Genomic DNA, 16,354 nt, shown 5'->3' on the forward strand with positions numbered 1-16,354 from the left:
GTCATAGCTTTTTCGTTTTGTCATCTTAGACACTCCTAGTAAATTGTTAAGATTATTATACTTTATAAACTCCCAATTCACTGTGTCCATAATTTAGACTAACATCAAATATACCATAATGCAGGTAGGATAATATTTAAATCATGGTCCCATAGATGCATTGTCTCAAAATTAAATTTTTGTGGATTAGGTACTATAGGTAAATAATCTTCTTCTAATTTATCTGTTTTAAAAACAACAAAGTAATTAAAATGCATTAGTTTATATTCATCAAAATAATCTTGCATAAAAATTCCCCCTTACTTATTTTTGAATTTAATTTATAGAATATATCATGTTTTTCGAGTGAATAATTTGTACTATGTATATCGAGAATTATACAGTAAATTCACATTTTATGTAAAAAATAATACAACATGGTAGAATTTATGATTTTTAAAGCTAATAGAAGATAAGAATGTAGAGGTGTTTTGATGCTATCCTTTTTCACAAACCCATATCCAAATGAATTGTTATATTCAGCCTTTGCACGTTACCATTTTTATAGTGGGAATCTTGATTGTAAAGATACGTTGGAAGAGCGTTTGGCAGTCGTTCTGTGATACCGAGTGCGGAGATTGGTAGTTATTTTTATGTTTTAGCAGAAAGGCTAGGATCGCAGTATTCGGTGGAATCACTTTTAGCTGACCACACGATTTATCCATACTATGCTTCGTTTTTATCAAAAGCGCAGCAGCAGGGAAATTTGCGGGATGTGTTACAGGATGGACAGGCATTATATACGAGGCTCAGCATTATAGCAGGTGGTATTTGTCGAAAGGACAATTTATATTATTGTGCTGAATGTGCAAAGGCAGATAATTTTTTCTTATTCCACAAACGGGCAGGTAGTTAAAGAAGACATACTTAAACAAAATATGTGAGTAGTTTTTGATAATAATAATTAAACAAGTATTCTGAACTCGTTGAATGAGCAACAATACTTTGGGTTTTGGTCAAATATATAATTTTCAAGTAAACTTAATAAATGCTAATAGGTGGCTAAATGTATTTGTTGTGTTTCTTTATTTTGAAAATGAACGATTTTTCCTAGTTAGTCGTATTACATATAAATCATTATTGTATGGAGTAGATCTCATGGATGAAAAGGATTTAATTCGAAAGGCGAAAAAAGGAGATACATTGGCTCTTTCGAAACTGCTACAACAGAATTATTCGTTCCTCGTAAAGTATTTAATGAAAGTTACCCTTCAGCCACAAATCGCAGAAGATTTAACACAAGAGACGATGATGAAGTGTATTGAAAAAATCCAACTGTATAATGGTGAATCTAAGTTTTCCTCATGGCTTATCACAATCGCAACGAACCTTTTTATCGATCAACAGCGTAGAAAGAAGCGAGAGAAAAATTGGCTAGAGCAGGAACAAGCGCTCCGAAAAATGAAATGGAATGCAGCCAATATGAACGAAGAATGGACTGATGTACTTAATGTACTTGCTCAAATTAATGAAGAAATACGTATGCCAATCGTGTTAAAGCATTATTACGGATATTCATATGAGGAAATTGGAAAAATGATGGGTATTGCAGAAGGAACAGTAAAATCTCGAGTTTCAAATGGTCTAAAAAGTGTACGAAAGGAGTTGGCTGAACTTGAAGGAGCATGATTCTAAAAATAGTAATTCTATGTTGGGTGTTGAAGATGAATTAACGGTTAGGCAATTAATAGATGGTTTAGAAAAACTGGATCAATGGAATCCAGTATCTACTCCAAACTTACAATGGTTTCAACAGAATGTTGAATTAGAGAAAAAAAGAATACGAAAAAAACAATGGAAAGACCTCCTCACGTTTATCTCTGTTGCAGTATTTGTGCTTTCGGTTGGGATTGCTGTCGTTTATCGTCAGCCAATTCTTTTTCTTTATTTTCAGCTTGTGGGGATTATCTTATTGCCCTTAGCTCTTAACAAAACTAGAAAGAAGGTCAGTAATGAATGATCTCAAACGAACTAAGTAGCACACCACTTTGGTTATGCGTCGTGATTGCATTCATTCTGATTTGTCAGAGCTCATGGATGTTTTGGGATGCACGGAAGAGGGGACACAATGGTTGGCTATGGGGCTTTTTAGGCCTTATTCAATTTCCAATGTATCTTATTATCTATCTTATTTTTACAAGAAAAATATTTAAAAGAAAGGTCTCAGGCTCAAATTCCTGAGATTTTTTTTTATATTTTTTAGTGAGTGAACGATTAGACGAACGTAATCGTATTAAGGGAAATAAACAATTTGGAGGAGAAAAATGAATGAACTGTTAAATGGAATCCCATGAGGAGCGGTTGCGCCAATTCTTGTCTTACAATTAGGAAATTATATCTATCATGTTGAGACAGAAGAAAACAATAATTAATATAACAAAAGAAACAAAGATACATAATTCAATAACTTTCAAACTAAAATCAAGGAGGTTACTTATGACAAAACAAAGCACTACCACTACAGAGCTTTGTGAAAAAGTTAGTGATATTCCGCGAATAACATTGTACCGAAATATCAAACTTTTATTGGACAACAATATTTTAACGGTAGTTTCTGAGAAAAAAATCGGGGGAGCTTTGAAAGAACCCTGGCCATGCATATTGAAGAAATAACGAAGCATAACACACTTGAAAATGCCTCTTAAAATGCTTTAGGGTTTTTAAGGAATAGATATACAAGATTTCGCAATTATTTTAACAGCGAAAATCAAGACCCTGGTAAAGATAAAATTTTTATGACTAACACAGTAATGATGACTGACATGAAATTTGACGGATTTCTTTTGGAATTACGAGGATTATTACTAAAATATAGCTTTGAAGTTACAGACGGAAGAAAAGCCAGAGATATTTCTATTATCTCTTCCCCCACAGAAAAGGAGTAATCATATTGAGTAAAATTAAAAAGAAAAAAGGTAAAAAGATAATGTATGTTTTTGCATGGATCTTAGGAATAATTGTTTGTCTGAATGTAATAGGATTTGCAATCAACAAAATATTCTTTTCAAATGAGCTTGAAGCTATCTCGCCTTACGGGGAAATGGTAGAAGTAAACAATCAGAAAATGCATGTATATTCAATGGGACAGGGAGAGAAAACCATTGTTTTGTTACCGGGTTTTGGGTTGCCTTTGCCAAGTGCAGATTTTGGTCCATTAATGAGAGAACTCTCGAAAGATTATACTGTAGTTACTGTTGAATATTTTGGAATGGGGTTCAGTGACGAGACAGATACACCACGAACAAATGAAAATTATATGGAAGAAATCAGAACAGCATTATCTTTGGCTGGTATGAAGCCACCATATGTCTTAATGCCTCATTCTGCGTCCGGAGTTTACAGCGAATATTATGCAGCAAAATATCCTAACGAAGTCTCTGCGATTATTATGTTAGACACAACTCCAACAGTAAAAATGGAATCTAATTTACAATCCTTCATGTTGGACCCCAAAACTGTAAAAATCACATATGGTTTTAATACGTTACTGCAAGAGACTGGATTAAGTCGAATCTACTTTGGATTGGTACCTTCTGCTCAAACAGTTGAAAATGGCTATATCGAAAAAGAAATCAGTGATAATAAATTATTTTCTTATCATGTTGTCAACGATACGATCATTAATCAGGCTTTGAGTTTAAATGACAATGTCAATGAGGTAAACAGTGTAGTCTTCCCTTCAGAAATACCTGTATTGAAGCTAATATCCTCAGTACAATTAAAACAACAAAAAGATGGAGAAGAGATTCAAAAAAATCATTTAAATCGACTTGGTGCAAACGCTGAGTCACAAATTATTGACGGCTCTCATGGATTCTTTCAAACTCATGTTACAGATATCAGTGATGCCACAAGTAATTTCCTTAAAAAAATCAACTAAGGGCTTGTTACAAATACAGACTAAAGGGAGCTAGAAATATAATCTCTTTATAATGCCATTCCTTTTAAACTGTCGTTTTACTCTTTATCTGAATTTTGGGTTTTGTCATGAAATATAACAAGAAATGGTTGGCTGATCTGAGTTAATTGACATGAGTGATAATTGATTAAACAGCTGTAGTATCCCAAAATATACTGATTCCAAAAGCTACTACTACTCCAGCAAAAATCCAACTCATAGCATATTTCTTTAACCTAAAATTATTTATACTCAACATTAAAAAGCAAAAAGTCATAACAAGTTGTATCCAAATTGGTCTATCAAAACTCTCTTTATACCAAATGAAGGAATAAAGAACACCGATAACCATAATAGACAGCACTGCTAACGCAATTCTATTAAATATGCTAGACTTTTGCAAACCTAAAAACCTCCTTAATATGGCTTTGTATTAAAATACCAATCACCAGTACCTCTTAAATGTTCATTCATACTAAAACCTGCAACGGAAGCAATTACTCTAACATTATCGTTTCTAATTGCATTGTACTTTGTTCCGTATCCTGTATCAACTAGACTCTTAGTTCTGTACTGATCATATGTTTTTTTCAGAAAATGTATTAACGGCGACACAGCACTGCAACATGCTTCACTGGTCGTACTTCCTGAACAGAAGATGGCAGTGGTTGTGTTGTCCTCCGGCGGTAGCAGCACTACAAATCAACTGATGGCGACTGAAATACTGCTCGCTGCGCTTAAAGAGAAGGGCACAATTAAGGATATCAAGCCGAACAAATCTTTTGCAAGCCTGTCAAAGCCAAAATGCCTCAAGACGTAGCGAAGAAAGCGGGTTTTTACGGCAATAGTTTCAGTCAATTCAAAATAGAAATTACGAAGAACTAATCTTACCATCTAATCCAGAAGAAAAATATTTATATACTGCGAATGGAAGCTTTATTAATGAGAAGGGTACCTCCAAGTTCAATTTCGTCACTGAGAAGAATGGACGAATTTATTTGAAGGATAGCACATATTCATCGCTGCCAGGTTTAGGGCAATCAGTGGTTACTCAATATGTAACCGAGAAACTAGAAAAGAATGTGCTATCGAAGGAAATCACTGCCGCATGGGCAAAGCGGGAAGGCGTCAAGTTGGATACAAAAAACATCTGCTGAATGAAGATAAATGAAATAAGCGAACGGGTATTTTTTGTTTTGGTGTGGATATTGACATTTATCCAAATAAATCATTGCGTTTTTTCCATTGTTTCCCCTTTTCACACAAACTATAATAATGCAGTAAATGATAATCATTTTCAATTAAAGGTAAGAAGGAAAGGGGCAATAAATGTGAAGAGATATCTTGGAAAGCGAATTAAACTATGGGGAGGGTGTTTCCTCCTGTTGTTATTGATATTATCGGCATGCAATAATTCTAATGGCAACACGTCTGATACACAGGTAAAGGAAAATGAGAAAATAGCTCAAGCTGATGTGCAGGCAGAGGAAAGTGAGAAAACAGTTCAATATACAACGATTACAGGTGAACAGGTTGAAATACCTGCAGATCCAAAACGAGTGGTTTATATTGGTCAGACGATTGGTGATTTCTTGGCGATGGATATTCCCGTTGTTGGTAATAATCTTCCCAAAGATATTCCTAGTTTCTATGAAGGTAAACTTGAAGGAATCGTCGATATTGGAAATCCAGCTGACTTAGAGACGATTCTGACTTTAAAACCTGATCTGATTATTAACGGTTATTACAAGGCGGATCCAAACCATAATGAAGAATTATCAAAAATTGCTACTACTATCCCTTTCAACCCAGCTCTTCCTTATACAGAACGTGTAAAGGAGATGGGGAATATCTTGGGTAAACAGGAAGAGGTAGCTCAATTGATTGCTAAGTTTGAAACACAGTCTAAAGAAATGTTTGATAAGTTTCAATTAGTAGAAGGGGAAACCGCAACAGTTTTCTACCAGTTAGGTAAAACGCTTTATGTTATGGGCGATCGTAGCCTCGGTGCCATTATTTATGGAGAGAATGGCTTTGCTGTCCCACCAGCAGTACAGAAGAATGTTATTGATGTAGAAGGCGTGTCTTTCGTTACGGTTTCAGAAGAGGTGCTTTCAGAGTTTGCTGGTGATCATTTGTTTGTAATTGTACAAGAGGATGATGAAAGTGAGACAGAAGCTGATCGACTGCTACAAAGTCCGATATGGGGAACTTTGCCTGCAGTTCAAAAGGGAAATGTTTATGTTGTTCCTAATGAATGGAATACAGATAATTTATTAGCTTTGGAGCAATTGTTTGATAAGCTGCCACAATGGATGCACCAACAGTAAGAATTTGTATCTGCCTATTCAGTTCTTTAAACCGCTAGTTTTCTAAAATAGCACATACTCGAACAATAGTTGATAGTGGGTCATTATATGTTACAATAACGATAATGAGAATCATTTTCAATATTTGGAGAGTTGCTTATGAATCTAGCATCCCTGTATATTAGGCTACAACACTATGATAGATTTCAAGTTAATCAGAAGATGCCAGCGAATAGCCACAATGAGAGAATAAATGACAATAAAACAAATTTATGCACATTATTGATAGCACTTAGTCATGGCATACGGCTGTATGTAGACAAAATGGCAATTGATCTACGACAAGGAAGCTGCATTCTAATTTTACCTGTACAAAGCTACACGGTAGAATCAAGTAACAAAGAGGCACAGCTTGCACGCTTTACCTTTGAAACCTTTGAAGTAGAAGGAATGTCTTTAAATTCAGTTGCTCATCCACCCTTGCTTTGTGGTTGTCCGTATAGTCTGCTATATTTGCAAGTTAAGCGAGTATTAGGAAATGAAGCATGGATAAGTAATCGAGTTTGTTCATCCCTATCCACATCAGAAATGGCGATAATGCAAGGTAGACTTCAGCAGATACTAGCTATGATGGTCCAGTTAGATGAGCAAGCTAACCAGTGGCAGAACGAAGAAAAGACTAAATTGGTTCAAAAAACTGTACAGTACATAGAACAGCATTATGATGAGGACTTGACAGTAGAACAACTAGCTAACATGGCTGGAATGGTTAGATGGCAATATAGTCAACAGTTTAAAACATTGACTGGCAAAAAGCCAACTGATTATTTGACCCATGTACGTATAAATCAGGCAAAAGAACTTCTGCGTAATTCCACTGAGCCATTGAGCAAAATAGCTCGACAAATTGGGTTTAAGGATGAATACTATTTCAGCCGATGCTTTCATAAATTAACGGGAAACACTCCACGTGAATATGCAAACATTCATCTTCATACTCAGCAAAGAACAGTTATCGATTCACTTGGCAGAAAGGTTCATGTTCCTAAAGATACAACACGTATTGTGACTGATGGCAAATTTACACTTGGGGAATTACTCGTTCTAGGCATATCTCCTATAGGAGCGGCCATCTCTATCATGAAAGATAACGTGATTTATCACAATAGGCTACGAAATATTCATAGTATCGGGCATTGGGCAGATCCGAATAAAATAGCACAGTTGCAGCCTGAGTTCATATTGCTTAGCTATTATCCGCAAGATTTGCAGGAACTGGATGCGCTTGCTCCAACTGTTGTATTGGACAAGAAGTTTAGGCTATTCGAGCGGTTACGGTATATCGCTAAACTATTTGAACGGAGTAAAGCGGCAGAGAAGTGGATAACTACATATGAGGACAAAGTAAGACTGGTACGTAGGCAATTAGCCGATGCTTATGTTGCTGGAGAGACGGCTACTGTTTATCTCAAGTTAGGTGCAAAATTTTATATTATGTGTCAGACCGGATTGGCTGCCAGCTTGTATGAATCTCTTGGCTTTCGTCCGACTCCTAAAGTGATGTACCTAATTGAGCAGGGGCAAGCATGGATAGAAATTCAACAGCATCAAATAAATTACTATGCTGGAGAGCGTAATTTTATCTTGGCTTCTCCCCAAGAATTACAAACTATTACTCATTGTCCACAGATCGCCACTTTAGCCGAATTAACTCCCGGTAAGACCCATTTCGTAGATTTTACATGGAATCATTGTGATCCAATCACACGTGAGCGGTTGTTAGAGGTGCTACCGTATATTTTTAAGAGGAAGACTATTTGATTAGGGGTTTATCATCAAATTACACACCAAGTAACTTAGTTTTACCCTGTAAACAAATCATTATTAATCCAACTTTCGCGTTTGAAAATTCAAACAAACCCCTGATGTAACCTTCCAAAGAATAATGATAAGTTGGAAATAAAGAAGCTACAAAGAGGTAATATAGTGGTGTACTACTTTGAACAATGTTTAAAATAAATTACTTTATTATTTGTATAAATTCGAGCTATAGAATCTGAGAGTATAAAATATTTTGTGTAAATGAATAAGACGACAAAAAATGAAGACCTTTTCTTGGTAGAATTAAGTCACCACAACCAATCCTAGAAAAGAGGTCTTCCCTATGAATCAGTTTACAACAGAATTAGTCGATGCTCTAGTAAAAAACAAGATATTACCGAAGTTTTTCGTACGCATTTAGAAACAGCGGTCAATACGCTACTTACGACAGAACTAACGGCTTTTTTAGATTACGAAAAATATGATCGAATCGGCTTCAACTCTGGCAATTCACGTAATGGTTCTTATTCACGCACGCTACATACAGAATACGGTGATTTAAACATCCAGATTCCACGTGATCGCAACGGTGAGTTCAAGCAACAGACGGTCGCATCCTATAAGCGCTCAAATGACACGTTAGAATCAACCGTTATTCATCTCTTCCAAAAAGGGATTACCATGTCAGAGATTGCTGAACCGCAGACGATTTCGAACATGACAAAAGTGGTCACAGAACAGGTTGAAGCTTTTCAAAAACGTCCTTTAAACGCACGTTATGTCTGCGTTTACTTAGATGCGACGTATCTTCCAGTGCGTCGTGAAACAGTGTCCAAAGAAGCTGTTTATATCGCTGTTGGTATTCGTGAGGACGGCTCAAAAGAAGTATTAGCCTATACGATTGCACCAACTGAATCAGCGTACAACTGGCAGGAACTTCTCGCAAAACTCAAGGAACGTGGAGTCGAAGAAGTCCTTCTGTTTATTTCTGATGGTTTAAAAGGTATGGCGGATGCCATTTCAGCGGTCTTTCCGAAAGCACAGTACCAAACTTGTCTAGTACACGTGGCACGTAATATCTCACACAAGGTTCGTGTAGGGGATCGTCAAGAAATATGTGATGACACTTTAAAACAATTTACAAGGCAGCGAATAAAGAAGCAGGACAACTAGCGTTAAAAGATTTCTGTTCCAAATGGCAAAAAGCCTATCCTAAAGTCGTGAAATCCTTGCAAGACAATGGCTTTTTCCTGACGATTTATGGCTTTCCAAAAGCGATTTGGCGTAGTATTTATAGCACAAATCTGATTGAATCCTTTAATAAAAAAATCAAGAAATATACAAAACGCAAAGAGCAATTTCCAAATGAAGAATCACTTGAACGTTTTCTTGTTTCACAGTTTGAAGAGTACAACCAAAATTTTGCGACACGTTGTCATATCGGTTTCAATCAGGCACGAGCAGAACTTGAAACGATATTTGAGCTATAAGTATAAGGAGGAGAACCCGCAGCGCGAAATTTTGGTTATTGGGAAGGGTTAACCCTTCCCAATAACCAAAATCATTCCTTCGAATAAATCTATTTAAAAATCAAAAAGTGATGATCTATTAGAAAAGGTTGGATTGTCATTTACACAAAAATATTGACAGTCCCCCACAGGTACCATATTATTCACTTACATTATAAAATATCTTTTTTATTTAATAAATATATATTAAAGGAATATATAATCACACTAGATATTAACGTTATAATTATTCCGTTTTCCAAATTAACATTTGGATTATTTAAGGATTCTGCAAAATACCCATTTATAATTATTGGAGTATTTATGTATGTAAAGGGTAGTAAATGAGCAATGTTAGATAAAAAATCATATCTTTCAGTACTGAATGCAAACAATCCTAATAATGAAATTGGTAATCCTATAGAAATTATACTGTTACTACTTATAGTAGCAAATAATAAAGTAAGAGAAACGATAAATATTATTATAAAAATAAAGAGCAATCCACTCTGTAGTAAATTGTCTGCAATATTTATAAATGTAATCTCATTATTTAATTGATGTATAGGATAATTAATAGTACCAGTTCCACTTATTAAACTTCCGCTAATAAATGAAGTAAGTGCCACAACTAATATTAGAAGTAAAGAACTTAGTACTGCAAAAATAAATTTGGAATTTAGAGCACTTATTCTGGATATCGGCTGAGTAAAAAGAAATTTAATTGTACCTTTTTCTAGTTCTCTTGATAATTTATCTCCAATAAAAAATACTATTAAGATGATTCCAACATAACTAAAAGCATAAGACAAAACACTATTTAAAAAATTAAACCCTTTCGTAGAATACAATTCATCAGTGGGCTCTATATTATTTTGAAGGAGTTCGTTATTCATAGCTATTCTATATTCAACAGACTCTATAGGTTCACCACCAAATAAAGAGCCATCTTTAATTCCCTTTAGAAAATTTTGATCTAATATCAACTGAATTCTCAAATAATCTTCCCAATTATTAGATTCTAAAGCAATTATTTGTTCTTCTATTAATTCCCTCTCATCTTTTTCACTTTCTACAATAGCTTTTATTTCTGTTTGTTCTCTTCCTTCTAGTATTTTCGGGAGATCTTTTATTACTCTACTTCTTTCTTCTACTGAGAAGTTTAGAGATTTTATTCTCTCTTCCTCTCTAATTTTTTCCGTAGTGTAATTTAATGTCAAAAATAGAATAACAAATGCTACAGAAAACAACAGAAAAAAAATGTTTTTTTTCTGTTTTAGTATTTTTTTAAATTCAAAAATGAAAAGATTCATATTCATAATTCACCCCCATATATTTTTCTATAAATATTATCAAGAGTTTGTTCACTTTTATCAATTTTTATAATATCAATATCAGATGTAGAGAGAACTTTTAAAATTTCACTTAAATACCCCTTTTTAATAGTTAATTGGATTTCTTCACTTGAAGAAGTTTGAACATCAATAATGTGGATATTCCCTTTTAATATATCAATCATTTCTTTCTTAGAAGATACTATAAACTTGTACATTTCACTTTCTCTATTAACATAAACTTCACGAATTATCTCACCTTTACAAATAAATAAAATTCTATCTGCAATTTTATCTACTTGGGATAAATTATGAGAAGAAAATAATATTGTCGTTCCATTATTTCTTAAGTTTAGTATCACAGAATGTAGTTTTTCTGCGCTGATTGGATCTAACCCATTTAAAGGTTCATCTAATAATAATACAGTTGGATTTGCTAACATTGATATTCCAAGTAGAAGATATTGCTTCATACCTAGGGAATATGTTTTCACTTTTTTATGTATATATTCTTCTACTTTTAATTCTTTTATTATTTCCATGATATCCTTTTCGGACTTCCTTTTAATGTTACTGATAAATTTCAAATGATCGTAACCGGTTAAGTTTTGATAGAGAATTGAAGAATCTTGCATAAATGAAATTTGTTCTAAATATTCAGTTCTATTTCTCTGTAAATCTATTTTATTTATTTTAATTGATCCTTCATCTAAATGGAGCAAGGATGTCATCAATTTAAATAAAGTGGTTTTTCCTGAACCATTTGGACCGACTATTGCAACTATTTCACCTTTATTAATTGTAAAAGAAACATCCTTAATGATAACAGACCTACCAATTTTTTTCACAACTTCATTAACTATTATAACCATATATACCACCTTTTATTATTATTATTTTATTATACACATATTATACAAATTATGTTAATGTATTTATAGTGCAAATGTTAAAAAAGTAAAAAATATATTAATTGTAATAATTTTACTAATATGTTATGCTGAAGATGTAATAGAGTATTTCTCTATTCCAAATATTTGAAAGGGGAGAAATTTATGCATTTTTTAAGAAAACTATTTTTACCTGTAGTAGCCTTAGTAGTCCTACTCAATGTTTTTAGTATCAACACTCTTAGTGCCAAAGCAGTAGAACCAGAAATAGAGAGTACATATTCTCAACTTAGTGGAGATGACATCTTACCAGCAATAGATGGTACATTCTCTCAAGAAGATGGAGGGACAGTATTACCAAGATCTAGTCAAATGAATTTAATAGTGGCGTGGAAACATTATGCTAACTATGCCGCAACCCCTGCAATTGAATACGATTATGACCAGCGGTTTAAACTATATCAAACAGTTGGAATTTTCACTCAAAAGGACTCGTCTACTTTAATTTCGTCAGCATGGGAACATGCGCTAGGTAGATATACATGGCAATACAACCGAACTTATGAATTTTATTGGTAATGGTCAAATAGCGACCACGTATAGATATTCTCCCCCATTAGGTAGACAGATTAAAAATTAAAATCTGTTTAGTTAGGGGGAGAATTTTTTTTCAGCTCGAAGTAAACATTCTAACTACAAATTCTTAATTTATCTAATGAAGGTGAATATTCTCAAGGTGAATTATGAAGAATTATCCGTCTGGAGGAAATAAAAATGCCAAATTATAATGAAGAATCTGAGCAGCTGGTTTTATCAAAAGAAGCAACATTAATGCTGTTTAGTAATTTAACTGAAAGAGTTACTATTACTGATAGGAATCAAATCAACAGGTGTATTAAATACAATTGAGGATAGTAAAGCCATTAATCATATGTTTATGCCTTCTGGTGGAGGGGTTGATCTAATGGGCATACTTCCTGCCTATGAGAATGGGTAAGTTTAGATATAATCCTTCAAAAGTAAGTAACTGTATTTTTAGTACAACTTTATTTTTTATTTAAAATTATATGTTATTGTAAAATGAAGGTCTTTAATATTATTTTTGTACAACTTTATTTTCTGTATTCATGTGAGAGTGTAGGTTTGAAATAAAGCTATACCGTTTTTAATACAAGTGCAACTTTTCACCCCTTTGGATACGATTATCCAAAGGGGTGTTTTAATGTGTGCCCGGCATGCACAACAATTAGGTGGTGAAAGTCCATTTGTAAAAATCCTGTATTTATATTATTTTTTTCTTTAACTATAGGGCAGATAGATGAAAAAAACTGGATGAGAAAAAAACATTTACTTTCAAGGGGAAGCATATAAAGCGGTTGATTTCCTAACTAGAGAAATCAACCGCTTATTTATTTTAAAGATTATTAATAAATCGTTGAATACGTTTCGTTGCTTCTTGCAGTTGTTCCATAGATGAAGCGTAGGAACAACGGATATTTCCTTCGCTACTTTCACCGAAAACATCTCCAGGAACAACAGCTACTTTTTCAGTTAACAACAACTGCTCTGCAAATGCTTGAGAGCTTAATCCTGTTGACTCAATGGATGGAAATGCATAAAATGCTCCTCCAGGATAATGACAGCTTAAACCCATATCATTGAAAGACTTAACAATAAAATTACGACGTTGACGATAAACTTTTCTCATATCCTCCACACTAGATCTACCATTTTTTAGCCCTTCTAGAGCCGCATATTGTGCCATAGTTGGAGCACACATAATTGTGTATTGATGAATTTTTAACATGCCCCGTGTTATTTCTTCAGGTGCACAAACAAATCCTAAGCGCCAACCTGTCATCGCAAATGCTTTTGAAAAACCGTTTAATAAGATTGTTCGCTTTTGCATTCCTTTTATAGAGGCAAAGCTTGTATAGTCTTCATCATAAACAAGTTCTGCGTAAATTTCATCGGAAAGTACAAGTAAATCATATTGTTCACAAAGTTCAGCAATCTTCTCTAATTCGGCTTTATTAAGCAAAGAACCCGTTGGATTGTTAGGAGAACAAATCATAATAGCTTTTGTTTTTTGGGTAATAACAGTTTCTAATTGATGCGGAAGAATTTTAAAATCATTTTCTTTTAATGCTTGTACAGTAACAGGTACGCCTCCAGCCATTGTTACGAGTGGTGCATATGAGACAAAGCAGGGCTCAACAACAATGACTTCATCACCTGGATCTAGTATTGCTCTTAAAGCAATATCAATTGCTTGACTAGCACCAACAGTAACAATGATTTCTGATTTAGGAGCATAGGAAACCGAAAAGTTTTTTTTCATATATAAAGCTATCTCTTCTCTTAGTTCAAGTAGTCCAGCATTTGCTGTATAAGAAGTATAGCCTTGTTCTAACGATGAAATTGCAGCTTCTCTGACGTGCCAAGGTGTGACAAAGTCTGGTTCTCCTACGCCGAGAGAAATAACACCTTCCATTCCTGTAGCTAAGTCAAAAAAGCGGCGTATACCAGAAGGCTTTAATTGTTCTACATAGTTTGCTAAATATGATTTTGTTTGTATCATTATGGTGACACCACTATTCTTTTATCTTCATCATTTTGTTCATATACTATTCCATCATGTTTATATTTCTTCAATATAAAATGAGTTGTTGTAGAAAGGACAGAATCTAAAGTAGAAAGTTTACTAGATACAAAATTAGCTACTTCATTCAAGGAACGTGCTTCAATCAAGACAGATAAATCATATGCTCCGGACATTAAATAAACAGACTTTACTTCGTTAAATCGATAAATTCGTTCGACAATTGAGCCGAAGCCTACATCTTTTTTTGGTGTAACTTTAACATCAATCATCGCTGTAACACCTTCATGTCCTTCTACTTTTGACCAATCTACTAGTGAAACATAGCGAATCACAACATTTAAATCTTCAAGTCTTTTAATTGTGTCATTAACATCTTCAACACTTAAATTTTTCATTTTTGCAATATCCTCATTGGATAAACGAGCATTATTTTCTAAAATTTCTGCAATTTCAATTTCGATTTCTGTTAATTTCATTAGTTTTTTCCTTCCTTTATCTTCCGATATTATCTGTAATATTTCTTTACTATCTTTAGAAGAGGATTTTTAAAACCCTAATCTCTGTCATTGTATACCTGATTGACTATATTAATAAACTCTTTTAATGCAAAAGTTTGATAAGTTTTTCCGTTAGTAGCTACTCCATAATGAAAGAACGTACAACGGTTATTATTGCACATCGCTTATCGACAATTACACATGCGGATCAAATTCTAGTGTTTGAGGATGGATTGCTTACTAGTTCTGGAAAACATGAGGAGCTTCAAGAAAACCATACTTACTATAAACAGCTAATTAAATTAATGACGACAGAAGCTATATAATGATTGATTAGTATGTTTGAATAAGTAGGAAAGTTGTTACATAGCGAAACAAATTGAATTGCACTTACTATAATATTCACTCAATTATAGAAAGAGTAATAAAATAGCAATCAATATCAAAAAACTAAATTATAAATCCTCTAAAATTAGGAAGTGAGGTGAGCAATATGTATAGTGAAGTAACTCAAGATGTAATTTGTTCTTTAGAAGAGTGTTTATTTGATGATTGGCAGTTAGATGATTATGCATCACATATTGGTTATTCAAAATTTCATTTATCACGTATCTTCAAACAAGAAACTGGATTGACAATAAGTGAATATATTCGAAAACGAAGACTGGCAACAGCAGCAATGTATTTATTATATTCAGATGAATCGATACTTCAAATTGCGTTTGAGTTACGTTATCAATCACAAGAAGCATTCACACGTTCTTTTAAAGAGCTATATAAAATGCCACCTGGCAAATATCGCAAAATCATGCGAACACTTCAAGGGACGGAGGAAAAAAATATGAGTGATTTAACGACAATCAAAGGCTGGATTTTAAGTGGTTCACACCCAACTTTTTATGAAATGAAAGCTGATGGACAAGTATTCCATACGGGCAAGAAATCAGGTTTACTGTCCTCGAAAACAGATGTAGGTGAAGATAAATTCGGTACAATGATGCAAAGCTTTTCAGCAGATAACTGGATAGGAAAACGTATTAAAGTGTCTTGTTTCTTAAAGACAGACGAAGTTGTAAAATGTGGAGTTTGGTGTCGAGTAGATAATAGTACAGGTGATGTGACTCAGTTTGATAATATGGATAATCGGCCGATTCAGGGTACAACGGACTGGAATTTCTATTCGATTGTATTAGATGTACCAAAAGAAAGTGCCTCTATTCACTTCGGTATTCTATTAACAGGAGCAGGTAAAGTATGGGCTGATGGATTTAAGTTTGAAGAAGTAGATTTATCTGTTACATCAACAAATATGCTTGGTCAAGAAAACTTGCCATTAGAGCCGATTAATTTAGGATTTGATGAAGAGTGATAAGAATAAGCCCAAGAATGCTATAAAATGATCATTCTTGGGCTCTTTATTTCAGTGTATTTAGACTTCCTAGACAGCCTCTTT

17 protein-coding genes and 2 pseudogenes are annotated in these 16,354 nt (G+C 33.9%); 13 read left to right on the top strand and 6 right to left on the bottom strand.

Features of this window, described 5'->3' with window-relative positions; translation table 11 throughout:
- Nucleotides 1-104 precede the first annotated feature (104 nt).
- The gene (locus ACQKIM_RS00005) at nt 105-287 is read right to left on the bottom strand and encodes a hypothetical protein (protein ID WP_427537170.1); all 183 of its coding nucleotides are present in this window, start codon (nt 285-287) and stop codon (nt 105-107) included.
- Between the two features lie 311 nt (nt 288-598).
- Here ACQKIM_RS00005 and ACQKIM_RS00010 point away from each other — a divergent pair, with 311 nt between their 5' ends.
- The 5 genes from ACQKIM_RS00010 (at nt 599) to ACQKIM_RS00030 (ending at nt 3,919) form a co-directional block, all read left to right on the top strand.
- Nucleotides 599-895, top strand: coding sequence for a hypothetical protein (locus tag ACQKIM_RS00010; protein ID WP_427537172.1), 297 nt, complete (start codon nt 599-601; stop codon nt 893-895).
- 242 nt (nt 896-1,137) lie between these two features.
- The gene (sigY, locus tag ACQKIM_RS00015) at nt 1,138-1,668 is read left to right on the top strand and encodes an RNA polymerase sigma factor SigY (protein ID WP_427537174.1); all 531 of its coding nucleotides are present in this window, start codon (nt 1,138-1,140) and stop codon (nt 1,666-1,668) included.
- Nucleotides 1,655-1,999 (top strand): YxlC family protein, encoded by a 345-nt coding sequence (locus ACQKIM_RS00020; protein ID WP_427537177.1) that lies wholly within the window; start codon nt 1,655-1,657, stop codon nt 1,997-1,999. Before sigY ends, ACQKIM_RS00020 begins: the two co-directional genes overlap by 14 nt.
- Before the next feature lie 476 nt (nt 2,000-2,475).
- A complete protein-coding gene (locus ACQKIM_RS00025) occupies nt 2,476-2,652 on the top strand; it encodes a hypothetical protein (protein WP_427537179.1) in 177 nt (58 codons plus the stop codon).
- A 277-nt stretch (nt 2,653-2,929) separates the two neighbouring features.
- Nucleotides 2,930-3,919, top strand: a complete 990-nt coding sequence (locus ACQKIM_RS00030) for an alpha/beta fold hydrolase (RefSeq protein WP_427537181.1) — start codon at nt 2,930-2,932, stop codon at nt 3,917-3,919.
- Between the two features lie 166 nt (nt 3,920-4,085).
- Here the strand turns inward: ACQKIM_RS00030 and ACQKIM_RS00035 are convergent, their stop codons facing one another.
- Nucleotides 4,086-4,340: a hypothetical protein gene (locus tag ACQKIM_RS00035; RefSeq protein WP_427537184.1), complete on the bottom strand. Its 255-nt coding sequence runs from the start codon at nt 4,338-4,340 to the stop codon at nt 4,086-4,088.
- Between the two features lie 204 nt (nt 4,341-4,544).
- Between ACQKIM_RS00035 and ACQKIM_RS00040 the strand changes: the two are divergent.
- The 4 genes and pseudogenes from ACQKIM_RS00040 to ACQKIM_RS00055 all read left to right on the top strand — a co-directional run.
- Nucleotides 4,545-5,070: pseudogene (locus ACQKIM_RS00040) on the top strand (serine hydrolase); the annotation flags it as partial.
- Between the two features lie 198 nt (nt 5,071-5,268).
- The gene (locus tag ACQKIM_RS00045) at nt 5,269-6,267 is read left to right on the top strand and encodes an ABC transporter substrate-binding protein (protein WP_427537187.1); all 999 of its coding nucleotides are present in this window, start codon (nt 5,269-5,271) and stop codon (nt 6,265-6,267) included.
- A 138-nt stretch (nt 6,268-6,405) separates the two neighbouring features.
- Nucleotides 6,406-8,067, top strand: a complete 1,662-nt coding sequence (locus ACQKIM_RS00050) for a helix-turn-helix domain-containing protein (protein WP_427537190.1) — start codon at nt 6,406-6,408, stop codon at nt 8,065-8,067.
- Between the two features lie 343 nt (nt 8,068-8,410).
- Nucleotides 8,411-9,557, top strand: a pseudogene (locus tag ACQKIM_RS00055) (IS256 family transposase).
- A gap of 191 nt (nt 9,558-9,748) precedes the next feature.
- On the opposite strand, the gene ACQKIM_RS00060 reads toward ACQKIM_RS00055, so the two are convergent.
- Both ACQKIM_RS00060 and ACQKIM_RS00065 read right to left on the bottom strand, forming a co-directional pair.
- Nucleotides 9,749-10,894, bottom strand: a complete 1,146-nt coding sequence (locus ACQKIM_RS00060) for an ABC transporter permease subunit (protein ID WP_427537193.1) — start codon at nt 10,892-10,894, stop codon at nt 9,749-9,751.
- On the bottom strand, nt 10,891-11,781 hold the full coding sequence (locus ACQKIM_RS00065) for an ABC transporter ATP-binding protein (protein WP_427537195.1): 891 nt from the start codon (nt 11,779-11,781) through the stop codon (nt 10,891-10,893). Before ACQKIM_RS00065 ends, ACQKIM_RS00060 begins: the two co-directional genes overlap by 4 nt.
- A 183-nt stretch (nt 11,782-11,964) precedes the next feature.
- On the opposite strand from ACQKIM_RS00065, the gene ACQKIM_RS00070 reads away from it, so the two are divergent.
- Together ACQKIM_RS00070 and ACQKIM_RS00075 are read left to right on the top strand one after the other, a co-directional pair.
- Entirely contained in the window at nt 11,965-12,378 is a 414-nt protein-coding gene (locus ACQKIM_RS00070; protein ID WP_427537198.1) for a hypothetical protein, read from the top strand.
- A gap of 195 nt (nt 12,379-12,573) precedes the next feature.
- Entirely contained in the window at nt 12,574-12,708 is a 135-nt protein-coding gene (locus tag ACQKIM_RS00075) for a hypothetical protein (RefSeq protein WP_427537201.1), read from the top strand.
- A 505-nt stretch (nt 12,709-13,213) separates the two neighbouring features.
- Here the strand turns inward: ACQKIM_RS00075 and ACQKIM_RS00080 are convergent.
- Complete coding sequence (locus tag ACQKIM_RS00080; protein ID WP_427537204.1) at nt 13,214-14,380, bottom strand: aminotransferase; 1,167 nt, start codon at nt 14,378-14,380, stop codon at nt 13,214-13,216.
- On the bottom strand, nt 14,380-14,880 hold the full coding sequence (locus tag ACQKIM_RS00085; RefSeq protein WP_427537207.1) for an Lrp/AsnC family transcriptional regulator: 501 nt from the start codon (nt 14,878-14,880) through the stop codon (nt 14,380-14,382). Before ACQKIM_RS00085 ends, ACQKIM_RS00080 begins: the two co-directional genes overlap by 1 nt.
- Nucleotides 14,881-15,050: 170 nt before the next feature.
- On the opposite strand from ACQKIM_RS00085, the gene ACQKIM_RS00090 reads away from it, so the two are divergent.
- Nucleotides 15,051-15,227, top strand: a complete 177-nt coding sequence (locus ACQKIM_RS00090; protein ID WP_427537210.1) for a hypothetical protein — start codon at nt 15,051-15,053, stop codon at nt 15,225-15,227.
- 167 nt (nt 15,228-15,394) lie between these two features.
- On the top strand, nt 15,395-16,270 hold the full coding sequence (locus tag ACQKIM_RS00095; protein WP_427537213.1) for a helix-turn-helix transcriptional regulator: 876 nt from the start codon (nt 15,395-15,397) through the stop codon (nt 16,268-16,270).
- The last annotated feature ends 84 nt before the right edge of the window (nt 16,271-16,354 follow it).

Source organism: Lysinibacillus sp. NPDC047702 (assembly GCF_050272555.1).
Lineage (GTDB): Bacteria > Bacillota > Bacilli > Bacillales_A > Planococcaceae > Lysinibacillus.

Bases quoted from the DNA above. Each gene is read 5' to 3' on its own strand.
- ACQKIM_RS00005 (WP_427537170.1), bottom strand. From the start codon at position 287: ATGCAAGATTATTTTGATGAATATAAACTAATGCATTTTAATTACTTT.
- sigY (WP_427537174.1), top strand. From the start codon at position 1,138: ATGGATGAAAAGGATTTAATTCGAAAGGCGAAAAAAGGAGATACATTG.
- ACQKIM_RS00025 (WP_427537179.1), top strand. From the start codon at position 2,476: ATGACAAAACAAAGCACTACCACTACAGAGCTTTGTGAAAAAGTTAGT.
- ACQKIM_RS00050 (WP_427537190.1), top strand. From the start codon at position 6,406: ATGAATCTAGCATCCCTGTATATTAGGCTACAACACTATGATAGATTT.
- ACQKIM_RS00060 (WP_427537193.1), bottom strand. From the start codon at position 10,894: ATGAATATGAATCTTTTCATTTTTGAATTTAAAAAAATACTAAAACAG.
- ACQKIM_RS00065 (WP_427537195.1), bottom strand. From the start codon at position 11,781: ATGGTTATAATAGTTAATGAAGTTGTGAAAAAAATTGGTAGGTCTGTT.
- ACQKIM_RS00070 (WP_427537198.1), top strand. From the start codon at position 11,965: ATGCATTTTTTAAGAAAACTATTTTTACCTGTAGTAGCCTTAGTAGTC.
- ACQKIM_RS00075 (WP_427537201.1), top strand. From the start codon at position 12,574: ATGCCAAATTATAATGAAGAATCTGAGCAGCTGGTTTTATCAAAAGAA.
- ACQKIM_RS00080 (WP_427537204.1), bottom strand. From the start codon at position 14,380: ATGATACAAACAAAATCATATTTAGCAAACTATGTAGAACAATTAAAG.
- ACQKIM_RS00085 (WP_427537207.1), bottom strand. From the start codon at position 14,880: ATGAAATTAACAGAAATCGAAATTGAAATTGCAGAAATTTTAGAAAAT.
- ACQKIM_RS00090 (WP_427537210.1), top strand. From the start codon at position 15,051: ATGAAAGAACGTACAACGGTTATTATTGCACATCGCTTATCGACAATT.
- ACQKIM_RS00095 (WP_427537213.1), top strand. From the start codon at position 15,395: ATGTATAGTGAAGTAACTCAAGATGTAATTTGTTCTTTAGAAGAGTGT.